The sequence below is a fragment of the Gimesia aquarii genome (assembly GCF_007748175.1).
Taxonomy (GTDB): domain Bacteria; phylum Planctomycetota; class Planctomycetia; order Planctomycetales; family Planctomycetaceae; genus Gimesia; species Gimesia aquarii_A.
The window spans coordinates 3,973,094-3,985,395 of the sequence record NZ_CP037422.1; the positions used below are offsets into that span (position 1 = coordinate 3,973,094).

Sequence of the window (12,302 nt, forward strand, 5' to 3'; positions counted from 1 at the left end):
CTGAGAAATCGCATAATGTTGATTATTTGCAACGTCATATTTTTTGCGAAATGAGGCCAGGCGTCTCCCAAATCTGTTGTAGCAATGAAAGTTCGATATCACACAGAGTTCGGGCCTTCAATGGACGCACTTCCCCAAATTGATATCATGCAATCTAAACACCTAATACGATTAACAGCCCGAAACGCAAAGAGCTTAGTTGACAATGAGCAGACCGATTACGATTGCTGTGGCACAGATGGGACCGATTCCTCTCACACAAACAAGAGCTGACGCTGTGGAGCGTTTGATCGGCTTACTACGTGAAGCAGCTCAACAAGGTAGCGAGTTAGTCCTGTTTCCTGAGTGCTGCCTGACTGCATTCTTTCCCCATTGGTTCATTGAAGATCAGGCTGAGATCGACACGTTTTTTGAACGAGAAATGCCGAGCCCTGTTACACAGCCGCTATTTGATGAAGCCAAACGTCTCAAGATTGGCTTCTGTCTCGGTTATGCAGAGATCGTCGACGAGCAGGGACAAACCCGCCGATACAATTCTTCGATACTTGTGGAGCGCGATGCAAGAATTGTTGGCAAACATCGAAAAATTCATCTACCCGGCCATCGAGAGCATCGACCAAAAAATCCGTTTCAAAATTTGGAAAAGCGTTATTTTGATGTTGGTAATCTTGGCTTTCAGGTTTGGAATGCATTTGGCGGTAAAATCGGCATGTGCATTTGCAATGACCGTCGTTGGGCAGAAACCTACCGTGTACTTGGATTACAGGGAGTCGAACTCGTTTTACTGGGTTACAACACACCACTGCAGATCCCGGAATATCCCGAACTCAATCCACTGGTCGGTTTTCATAATCAGCTCAGTATGCAGGCAGGTGCCTACCAAAACGGTACCTGGGTTTTAGGAGCGGCTAAGACGGGGTGGGAAGAGGGTGTAGAACAACTCGGGGAAAGTTGCGTGATCGCCCCCTCGGGAGAAATTCGAGCCGTAGCAAAAACCAATAAAGACGAATTAATCATTCACACCTGTGATCTGGACGAAACCATTCCTTACAAAGAAGGCATTCTCAATTTTGACATCAACCGCCGCGTGGAATATTATCAGTTAATTACGCAACAGTCAGACAAAAACAAATAATCCTCCCCAGATGTACTCTTTCAAAATGAGAAAGAAAAATCACCATGAATTCTTCCGCACTGTCTTACTTGAAGTTGGGACTCATTGCTTTTGTTGCCGTATTCCTGACCGATATCTGTTGTTCTAGACAAGTCTGGAGCGCTGAGAACGAACAACAACGTCCCAATATTCTTCTAATCGTCGCCGACGATTTGGGTTATAGTGATTTGGGCTGCTTCGGCGGTGAAATTGAAACTCCTCATTTAGATTCCTTAGCGGCCAAAGGAGTTCGATTAACTCAATTTTATAACACAGGGCGTTGCTGCCCGTCACGTGGTTCGCTGATGACAGGCCAATACCCGCACCGCATCGGGTTGGGACATATGACGAGAAATCTCAATCAGCGAGGCTATCAGGGACACATCGCTGATGAAGCCATTACCATCGCACAAATTCTGCAACGTGGAGGTTATCGTACATTTCTCTCAGGTAAATGGCACTTAGGAACGGAAGATCCAACGAAACTCGGTTTTGAAGAATTTTATGGCACGCTTGTCAGTGCCAAAACATTTTGGGACGTCAATCATTTCACACGGCTCCCTGCATCACGAGCAACGCATACCTATCCTAAAGGTGAATTTTACGGTACCGATGCCGTGACTGATTATGCAATTGACTTCATGCATATGGGCAGACGAACTCCCGATCAACCTTGGTTTTTATATCTGGCCTATAATGCGCCGCACTTCCCGTTACATGCTCCAAAGGAGGACATTCTTAAATATGCAGATCGCTATCATATCGGCTGGGATCAAGTGCGCAAACAACGGCTTGCTCGTATGAAATCTCTGGGTATTGTCCCACAGAATACAAAACTGTCTCCACGATCACGCTATTGGGATTGGGGCGAGTCAGAATCGCGCGTCAATCCGGCCTGGGATTCATTACCCACTGACCGTCGTGGTGACTTAGCGCGTCGTATGGCCATTTTTGCTGCGATGGTTGACCGTATGGATCGAAACATTGGTCGTGTCTTAACCAGCCTGCGTCAAAATAACGAACTTGAAAATACTCTGATTATTTTCACTTCTGACAATGGTGCCTGTGCTGAATGGGACCCTCATGGATTTGACATCAAGTCCAGCCGCAATAACACACTCTATTGGGGAAACCAACTCGACAAAATGGGAGGCCCGGACACCCACCATAGCGTAGGGTCAGGTTGGGCAAATGCCTCTAATACACCATGGCGTCTCTACAAACATTACAACCATGAAGGAGGCATCGCCTCGCCGGGTATCGTACATTGGCCCGCCCAAGTACAACAGACGGGAACGATCAGATCAAATCCAGCCCACATCATTGATATTGCTCCCACCCTGTTAGAGGCTGCACAGGTCAGCTATCCCTCTCAGTGGGATGGTCACGCCACGCTGCCACTGCCGGGACAAAGTTTGATGCCGCTGGTCAAGGGACAGAAACAAACAGCACGTACACTTTACTTTGAGCATCAAGGGAATCGAGCCCTTCGTGAAGGACGCTGGAAACTCTCTGCCCTACGTGGAGAACCCTGGGAACTCTATGATATTTCTCAAGACCGTACTGAATTAAACAACTTAGCTCAACAATATCCTGATCTCACAAAGCAAATGGCGCAAAAGTGGAATGTCTGGGCGAAAGAAAACTTTGTACTCCCCTTCCCCAAAGATTATCGAATTGATTATCTGGCTCCATTAGCAAAGTAAACCATTTGCATAAGCGAAAAAAAACAGAGTTGGTCAGTGAAGTCCAACTCTGTTATTTCGTGATTCAAAACAAGAGTGTTCTGTGAGTGAATTGGGCGAAGCTATTCACTAACAGTCGGCTTTTTCCCTTTATCTTTCTGATCAAGCCTGACCATCAGCCATTGTTGCGTTTCATCTTTGCCAATATGAACCAGCAACGGTGCTTCCTCTTTGGTCAGATTATAAACCCCCGTATCATAGATCGTATTTTTATCATTTCCTACAGTCCAGGCAACACGTTGAGTTTTCTTATCAACGGAACCCTGAACCTGTTGTGTTTTTTTCGTTTTTTCGTTGGTAAAGTTCCCTCTGATAATACCCTGCTTGTTTACAGCCAGTTCCACTACAGAATCAGATTTGGTTTGACCACTCTGAGAAAGTGCAAACACACCCAACGGCATCCATTTCTCCTGTTCGGTAGCATCAGCGTCTGCACCGGTCGCTGCCAACTGACTGGCCTGCTGGGTATATTGCTCTGAAGTACCGACATCTTTGTTATTCACATACACGTTGCCATCACGATAGAGCACGTTATTTCCATAGTCATAATAAAGTGCCTGCATATTCTCCCAAGCTAACCAGGCCAGAATGGCATCCCAGGTTGAGACGGTCCAGGCATACCCGGGAGGCCAAGTGGAGGCATACCAGACTCCCGGATTGGCTGCATACCAGCCAGGATAATACATCCCGTAACCATAAAAACCACCTCGAATCACAACGGCATGGTAATAACGAGTGGAAGGTGGTACATGCACAAACCCGGCAGCAAACCCACCATTGGGTCCCCGAATAAATCCACCAGCCGTTGTTCCGCCACCGCGTCCGTGTACCACACCACCGGCGGCACGTCCTCCATTAGGACCAACAATGCGTCCACCAGCGGCAGAAGCACCACCTGGACCAACGATGCGCCCGGCACCTCCCTTGCCGCCACCTTTACCATCAACTTTGACACCAGCGGCATGACCTCCATCTGGTCCGATGGCGCCTCCACCTGAAATCGTATTTCCGCGTGGTCCCGTGTAACTACCACCGGCTGCAATTCCGCCACCAGGCCCATGAATAACTTTTCCGGAGGCAGAACCAGAATCAATTGATCGATTCACGGTGTTACGTCCAGTAAAGTCCTGAACGTAAGGATGAAAATTTGTTACGGTATGATGACCTGCATCCGAGGGCAGTCCGAGAAAGTTATCCAGGCCCTGGCGAGTTGGTCTTTGATTGAAATTCATGTTACCGACATCAAGATGGCCATCTGTACGAGGACTAATCACACCATTCCCACCAAGCCGATTAAAATCTCCTCTGTTAAAATTACCATTATTTAATCGATTGAAACCATCTCCTCGGGATTGCTCAAATGATCTGGCTTGATTCATAAAATTTTGATTAAACCCGGTGTTGTCATTGAACCGACTGGGCTGATCAAAGCGACTTCCATAATTTGCGAATCGCCCACTATTAAAGCCACCACCATAACCGCCTACAGAAGGTCGAAAGCCACCTCCACCATAACCACCGAAGCCACCGCCACTAAAACCACCGCCACCGCGGAACCCACCGCCGCCAAAGCCTCCACCTCCGTGAAAACCGCCTCCCCCAAAGCCTCTCGCCCAGGTAATAGATTGTTCCTGCGAGAAGAAGAAGACTGCCGTAATTGCAAGGAAGCTGATGAAAAGTCTCATAATACTTGTTCCTATATTTAATTTTTTACAAACGATATTTGTAAGTTAATTCAGATCGTTATTTTCGTTTTGAAACCACCTCAAGTGCATCCGGCATTTCGACTCCATTCACAGTCCGATTGACCGATTGCCAGCGGCAGCCATTGTTATCTATTTTTGTTAGAATGTTATCAGCAGTTGTAATCTTTCCGTTACTGGTAACACCCCGCGATTCAATTACCCAACCATTATCGATAGCGGTCCAAATTCCAACGGCATGACTCCCATCAGAATTAAATGTCCAAGACATTAGATGGCCACTGAGAGGGTCCATTCCAATAATCTGTTTTCCAATGGGTTTTGAGGAACCTTTTACGTTTGCGGAAAAAGTCCGTTCAACAAATTTTTTACCTGGTAACCATTGGTACGTCGTTGCCAGTGCAAGCCGCTGGTCTTCAACGACCCAGGTACCTATAATCCATTCCAAATCTTTTAGCCCCGAATGTGCAGAAGAAACGGTCATACTGGACTCTTTCACGCTGACCATTTTCCATTTTCCATCACTTTTGACATACGTTGCCGTATACTGGCTTAAATCCGGAGCAGAATTCGGAACCGTAACAGCCGTACGTCCTTCTTCAATTGCCAGGTTGTTACCAATCTGACGAACGGAATCAACGGCGATCTGAATTTTTGCATTCTTATTTTGTTTAAAGTAGGTCTCATATGCTTTTTCAATCGCAGGACGTCCTACCAGTCGCAATCCATTAGCATCAATATATTCACCCTCAGGAGACCAAAAGCTGGCAACAGCCTTGGCATTTCCCTGGTCGAATGCATTTTTAAAGGCTGTGGATAAATTTTGAATGGCTCGTTTAAGATCTGTTGTTTGTGGAGTAGGTTGAGAGGGGGGTGATGTCACTCCCAAATTCTCTGCTAAAGGAGACCTTTGAAACTGAGCAAACAAGTTAGAACTGTTAAAAATAAACAGCAGCGTGAAAAATGGAATTGTAAAACAAAAAGGAGTTTTGTCTTTGGGGATCTTCATTCTGATGTCTTTCAGAAATGGTGTAGAAATTAGATTTTTATGTGAGAGAGATAAACGGCACTTTAAGTACCAACTGTCGTTAAGTTTCATTCTATTCGCGGCTATTCAATATTGCACGCATTATTTATGATCTCTTTCAGAAAATTCATGTGCCGTCTTCCTTAACGGAATCTTTACCGAACAACTACACAAAAAAAAGAATTTAGATAAATATTTTTACATTACTCTTATTTCGTTTTTGATGGAAACTCTTTCAAATACAAAGAATTTAACATGAACGAGATCTCTCGTTCGTACATTTTTTGATTTTCAATAAATGCACAGAAATTGATACGTCAATCTCCTTATTCAATTTTACGGTATCACGTGCCTTTTATCTTTAAGAACCGTTCATGCTTCATTACCTCAAAAAACTAGCTCCCCTATTCGTGATTGCGATTTTTATGGGAGCAATCTGGTTACTCTCAAAGGAATTGAAGCACTACAACATTCACGAGATTCGTGCTGCCGTCTTACACATCCCGACCTGGCGTCTCTGGGCCGCGGCCGGGTTAACTGTTTTTAATTATCTGATTCTCATCGGATATGACTATTTGGCAATTCGAGCCATTCAACATCCCCTCCCATTCAACAAGATTTCTCTCGCCTCGTTTACCGGTTTTGCCACCAGTTATAACTTTGGTGCGTTACTCGGCGGAACCTCAGTGCGCTACCGGCTCTATTCGGCCTGGGGGCTATCGGCTGTCGAGATCCTGCAACTCATAATCATGCTAGGGACCACGTATTGGGTCGGCGTATTTGCTCTGGCTGGTGTTGTATTTATCGCACAACCGTTCCCGATTCCCGATTCACTACATCTTCCCTTCAGTAATGTCCAACCTCTGGGCTACATACTTCTGGCGACTGCTGTCTGCTACACCTCTCTTACATTAATCCGTAAATCACCAATCGTGATCAAAGGGATCAAAATACAATTACCCAAAACGGGAATGACAATTCTACAGCTGACTGTTTCCGCTGCAGACCTTGTACTCGTAGGCATGATCCTCTATACGATTTTAGCACCCGACTTATCAGTGGGTTACGTCGAATTCCTGGGAATCTTTCTGATGGCAACGGTCACAGTTGTGCTCTCACATGTTCCCGGTGGTGTGGGTGTATTCGAATTAGTGATCCTCACTCTCGTAGCCTCACAATCATCGGCTACGATTTTAGCTGGTTTGTTAGTTTTTCGTGTCATCTATTATCTGCTCCCTCTGTTTGGAGCACTTATTCTGTTAGCACTGCATGAGCTTTCCCTCAACCGTGGGCTGGCAACACGGTTCGTCAAAGAGGTCAATCGCTGGTCGGTTTCCATCGCCCCAATGGTTCTCTCCTGGTCAACTCTACTGGCAGGCGCCATTCTCCTTTTCTCAGGAGCAACTCCCACTGTCACTGCGCGGATTGGACCTTTACACCATACCATACCCTTACCATTGATTGAGGTCTCTCACTTTATTGGCAGTCTGACAGGTGCCGCTTTGCTTGTTCTTTCCCGAGGTCTTCAACGCAGACTCGATTCTGCCTGGTGGCTCATCACGCTTTTATTAGGCGTGGGAATCATTGTTTCGTTATTAAAGGGATTTGATTACGAGGAAGCGACACTCCTGGCAGTGATTCTGTTGGCTTTGCTAGCGAGTCGTAAGCAGTTTTATCGCAAGGGAGCACTGATCCACGAACGATTCCAACTTAGCTGGATTTGTACGATTCTCGTAATCATGGCCTGCTCAATCTGGATCGGCATGTTTGCCTATAAGCATATTGAGTACTCAAACGAACTATGGTGGATGTTTACGTTTAAAGGAAACGCTTCCCGTTTTATGCGCGGCAGCATTGGTGCCGTCATTTTCTTACTGTTATTTGCGCTGTCCAAACTAATTGCCGCCCATAGACCACGGTCTCTACCCCCTTCTGAAAACGAACTGAGCATTGTCACACAAATTGTGAAATCATCAACAAAAACGTCTGCCTACCTGGCATTTATGGGAGATAAATCCCTATTGGTTAATGATCAACATACAGCGTTCATTATGTATGTAGTGCAAAAACGTTCCTGGGTTTCACTGGGTGAACCCGTTGGCCCGAAGACGGAACAGGTGGAGCTAGTATGGCAGTTTCGCGAAATGGTGGACCGCTTCGATGGCTGGCCCATCTTTTATCAAGTGTCAGCAGAAAACCTTTCGATCTATCTTGATCAAGGGCTGACGACACTCAAACTGGGAGAGGAAGCCCGTGTTTCTTTGGAATCGTTTGAACTCTCAGGAACCAGGCACAGAAAGTTTCGCAAAACAGTCAATCATTGTGAACAAGAACAATGTCAATTCTCGATCATTCCTGTCGATAAGGTTCCAGTTCTGCTTCCTGAGCTGAAATTAGTTTCTGATGCCTGGTTGAAAGAAAAAAATGTCACTGAAAAATCCTTTTCACTAGGATCTTTTGATGAAACCTATCTGAATCATTTTCCCATCGCCATTATCAGGCAACATGGTAAAATCATCGCGTTCGCCAATGTTATGGAAGGCGCCAACAAAGAAGAGCTTTCAGTGGATCTGATGAGATATCTGCCCGATGCACCTCCGAGTGTCATGGAATACCTGTTTATTGAATTGATGTTATGGGGCAGACAACAAGGATATGCCTGGTTTAATTTCGGAATGGCACCATTATCGGGGATTCAAAATCGACCATTAGCACCGATCTGGAATCGCACGGCTGATCTGATTTTTCGCCATGGAGATCATTTCTACAACTTTGAAGGATTACGAAACTATAAAGAAAAATTTGATCCGGTCTGGACTCCCAAGTATCTGGCATCTCCTGGCGGACTCGCACTTCCTCAAATTTTGACTGACGTTGTTACTCTGATTGGAAAGCCAAACTCGAATTCAAAACGGACAACAAGCCATGGATCACTGGGATAAAATCGAAGGGTCTCCCGTCCATCTGGGAGAGACTTGGATTCCTTCAGAAAATGCGTTTAATTTTGCAATCTATTCAAAACACGCTGAGCACGTTTCCCTATTATTCTTCACAGAGGAAAATCTGAACGAACCGGTTTTTGTATTTCAGTTTGAGCCGCACCGCAACAAGACCGCAGAAATCTGGCATTGCCGTATCTCCGCTGTTGAGATCGAGCATGCTAAATATTATGCCTATCAAATCGACGGGCCTCCACCAGAAGCACCTTTTGAACGGCATGCCTTCGATCCGGAAAAATTATTGTTTGATCCTTATTCGCGAAATATTTTCTTCCCTCCTGATTTTGATCGAGAAATCGCCAGTAGACCGGGACCTAATATGGGACGTGCACCGCTCTCAGTGTTACAGTCTATCGAATGTGTTTTCAACTGGGAAAATGATGAACCGATTCATCATACGTCAGACCTCATTATCTATGAAATGCATGTACGAGGTTTTACAAATCGAGATAATTCCGGAGTTTCAGAAGACGCACAAGGAACATTTGCAGGTGTGATCGAAAAAATCCCGTATCTCAAAGAGCTGGGGATCACAGCCGTTGAGTTGATGCCGGTTTTTCAATTTGACACACAAGACGGAAATTATTGGGGGTACATGCCGCTCGGTTTCTTTGCCGCTCACGATGGTTTTTGCATGTCTGAAGAGACTTGTGAACGACACATCGAATTTTGTGAAATGGTGAAAGCACTCCATAGTGCAGGAATCGAAGTCATTCTTGACGTCGTTTATAATCACACCGGTGAAGGAAATGAATCTGGCCCCACTTATTGCTTCAAAGGCATTGATAATACAACCTATTATTCACTTACAGGCCAACCAGAATCTCCGTTCGCCAACTACTCTGGTGCGGGTAATACACTACATACCTCGAATCGCGCTGTCAGAAAACTGATTGTTGACAGCCTGCATTTCTGGGCAAAAGAGATGCATGTCGACGGCTTTCGCTTTGACTTAGCCAGTATCCTGACCAGAAAAACTGATGGTAGTATTGAAGAAACCAATCCCTCCACACTCGGACAGATTGGTTCGGATACATCTTTAGCAGACCGCAGGTTTATTGCAGAGCCGTGGGATGCGGGAGGAGGATTTCAACTTGGATCCCGATTCCCTGGCCATCGCTGGATGCAATGGAATGCCGCCTATCGCGACACACTGCAACAATTTGTGCGTGGCGATGAAGGACACGTTGCCGATTTAATGACACGCCTTTATGGTAGTTCCGATTTATTTCCCGATGACTGCATGCATGCACTCAGGCCTTATCAAAGCGTGAATTATATTACATCACACGATGGTTTTTCACTGTATGATATGGTCTCCTATAATGAAAAACGAAATTGGGCAAACGGCCATCATAATACTGACGGCACTCACGACTATAGTTGGAATTGTGGCTGTGAAGGAGAAGCTGACGTCTCACCAGAGGTCATGACGTTAAGAAAACAACAAGTCAAAAACTTCTTCTGTCTGCTGATGATTTCAAATGGATCTCCCATGTTTCGTATGGGAGATGAATTTCTACAAACCCAGGGAGGCAATAATAACCCTTATAATCAAGACAACGAAACAAGCTGGCTTGACTGGAGCCGACTGGATACCCATCGCGATATATTCCGTTTTGTGAAGCGAATCATTGCGTTTCGCAAATCACATTCATCATTGTGTCGTTCTCATTTCTGGCGCGAAGATATACACTGGTATGGAAAGGCTCGCGATGTTGACCTCTCAACCGCTTCAAAGGCCCTGGCGTTTTGCCTACAGGGAGCGGAAGAAAAGGACAATGATATTTATGTTATGATTAACGCCGCACCCACACCCGGCGCATTCGGAATTCATGAAGGAACACCCAGTGATTGGAAACGCATCGTCGATACATCGCTTCCCAACCCGCAAGACATTCTCGAACTTGAAGAAGCCAAGCCCCTTTCGACGGCCCAATACAATGTCCAGGGGCGTTCGGTAGTGGTGCTGATTCGAAATCCACAATAATATCATTTTAGCATTTTTAACATCGAAACGACTTTTCCAGAACTGTGAGAAATACAAATGGATGGTACCACCGAAATCGTCGGAAGTTTGATGATTCTGTTTGTCATCGTCATATTGTCCCGTCGTCTTATTAAACGTAAAACGAGTGAGGATTCGGAATCAAAGAAAAATCAAACTGATTCGAACGAAAAAGAATAGAGTCGTTTGGTTGAACCTCAATTCATTTTTTTCAATTCATACATCGAGAGACGATTATCAAAAGCAGTAACGTAAATTCATCTTGTGTGCTCATCCTGTATCACCTACACTTTTGTATCGTCTCTGAAACTGAGTTCAAAACGTCAGCTTTACAGGAGGTAACGGGCCGTGAGTGAATTTCATCCGCCGCAAGCTGGAGACAAGCTAACAACTCGCTGCTGTGTTGTCGGCGGTGGTCCTGCCGGCCTCTTCTTGGGTTATCTGCTGGGACGAGCCGGCGTTGAAGTGATTGTGTTAGAGAAGCATCAAGATTTCTTACGCGATTTCCGCGGTGACACGATTCATCCCTCGACTCTAGAGTTAATGCATGAATTGGGCATTCTTGAGGAATTTCTCCAAATTGCGGATAAGCACTTTGATTCACTCGCACTTAATCTCGAAGGTAAGCAAATTGAAGGGCCTTACTTTACTCATCTGCCCACCAAATGCAAATTTATCACATTTGCTCCGCAATGGGATTTTCTCAATCTCATCGCCGAACATGCCAGCAAATATCCCAACTTTCAAGTTCACATGCAAGCTCAGGCAACAGACCTGATTCGTCAAGGTGATCAGATTACAGGAGTGAAGGTAAATGGTGTTAATGGAGAATATGAAATCCATGCCAACCTCATTGTGGGCGCCGATGGACGAGGTTCTCAAATGCGCATCGACGCGGGAGTGAAAATTGTTGAAAAGGGAATTCCCATCGATGTGCTCTGGTTTCGAATCAAAAAATCAGGTGACTCAATCGATCATACGCTGGGACGTATCAAAAATGGTCGAATGCTGGTCACGATTGATCGTGGAGACTACTTTCAAACGGGAATGATCATTCACAAAGGTTATTTCGATGAACTGAAACAGGAAGGACTTGAAGAATTTCGAAACAAGGTTACTGACATGCTTCCGCATCTGGCGGAGGGAATCGCAGAGATTGTTGACTGGAATCAGGTGCGACTGCTGAGTGTTCAATTAAACCATATTACCAATTGGGCGCAACCAGGATTGCTGTTTATAGGAGACGCAGCACACGCGATGTCTCCCGTTGGTGGAGTCGGTGTAAATCTGGCAGTACAAGATGCAGTCGCTACTGCAAACTTGCTTGCCGACAAGCTCTATAAAGGTAATGTCACACTCGATGACCTGAAACAGGTGCAACTCCGGCGTGAGGCACCAGCACTCAAAACGCAACGAATGCAGGTTTTCGCTCACCAACGGCTCTTTGGTAAACAGACACCAGCCGGTAGACCGGTCTCAATTTCCTGGGGGTTTCGAAAAGTAGCAGGTTTGTTCGCTCCTCTTCTCAGACAAAAAGCAGGCAAAATCATTGGCCTCGGCTTCCTGCCCGAACATATCCAGACTCCAGAGCGGGCTCCTAAGGAAACAGCCACAACGACTTAACAAAAGTCAATTTGATTCAGATTAAATACTGGATAAGAAACTGG

At 45.6% G+C, this 12,302-nt stretch carries 7 protein-coding genes; 5 read left to right on the forward strand and 2 right to left on the reverse strand.

Annotation, left to right across the window (positions count from 1 at the left end):
- The first annotated feature begins 205 nt into the window (after positions 1-205).
- The gene (locus V202x_RS15270; RefSeq protein WP_145176549.1) at positions 206-1,135 is read left to right on the forward strand and encodes an N-carbamoyl-D-amino-acid hydrolase; all 930 of its coding nucleotides are present in this window, start codon (positions 206-208) and stop codon (positions 1,133-1,135) included.
- Between the two features lie 44 nt (positions 1,136-1,179).
- Complete coding sequence (locus tag V202x_RS15275; protein WP_145176551.1) at positions 1,180-2,859, forward strand: arylsulfatase; 1,680 nt, start codon at positions 1,180-1,182, stop codon at positions 2,857-2,859.
- Positions 2,860-2,960: 101 nt separating this feature from the next.
- On the opposite strand, the gene V202x_RS27535 is transcribed toward V202x_RS15275, so the two are convergent.
- Both V202x_RS27535 and V202x_RS15280 read right to left on the reverse strand, forming a co-directional pair.
- Positions 2,961-4,583, reverse strand: coding sequence for a hypothetical protein (locus V202x_RS27535; protein ID WP_197993443.1), 1,623 nt, complete (start codon positions 4,581-4,583; stop codon positions 2,961-2,963).
- Positions 4,584-4,641: 58 nt separating this feature from the next.
- Positions 4,642-5,610 (reverse strand): YybH family protein, encoded by a 969-nt coding sequence (locus V202x_RS15280; protein ID WP_197992890.1) that lies wholly within the window; start codon positions 5,608-5,610, stop codon positions 4,642-4,644.
- A 392-nt stretch (positions 5,611-6,002) separates the two neighbouring features.
- On the opposite strand from V202x_RS15280, the gene mprF reads away from it, so the two are divergent.
- The 3 genes from mprF to V202x_RS15295 all read left to right on the forward strand — a co-directional run bounded on the left by mprF (position 6,003) and on the right by V202x_RS15295 (position 12,258).
- Positions 6,003-8,570, forward strand: a complete 2,568-nt coding sequence (gene mprF, locus V202x_RS15285) for a bifunctional lysylphosphatidylglycerol flippase/synthetase MprF (RefSeq protein WP_145176556.1) — start codon at positions 6,003-6,005, stop codon at positions 8,568-8,570.
- The gene (locus V202x_RS15290) at positions 8,554-10,617 is read left to right on the forward strand and encodes a glycogen debranching protein (protein ID WP_145176559.1); all 2,064 of its coding nucleotides are present in this window, start codon (positions 8,554-8,556) and stop codon (positions 10,615-10,617) included. Before mprF ends, V202x_RS15290 begins: the two co-directional genes overlap by 17 nt.
- A gap of 366 nt (positions 10,618-10,983) precedes the next feature.
- Positions 10,984-12,258, forward strand: a complete 1,275-nt coding sequence (locus V202x_RS15295) for an FAD-dependent oxidoreductase (RefSeq protein WP_145176562.1) — start codon at positions 10,984-10,986, stop codon at positions 12,256-12,258.
- The last annotated feature ends 44 nt before the right edge of the window (positions 12,259-12,302 follow it).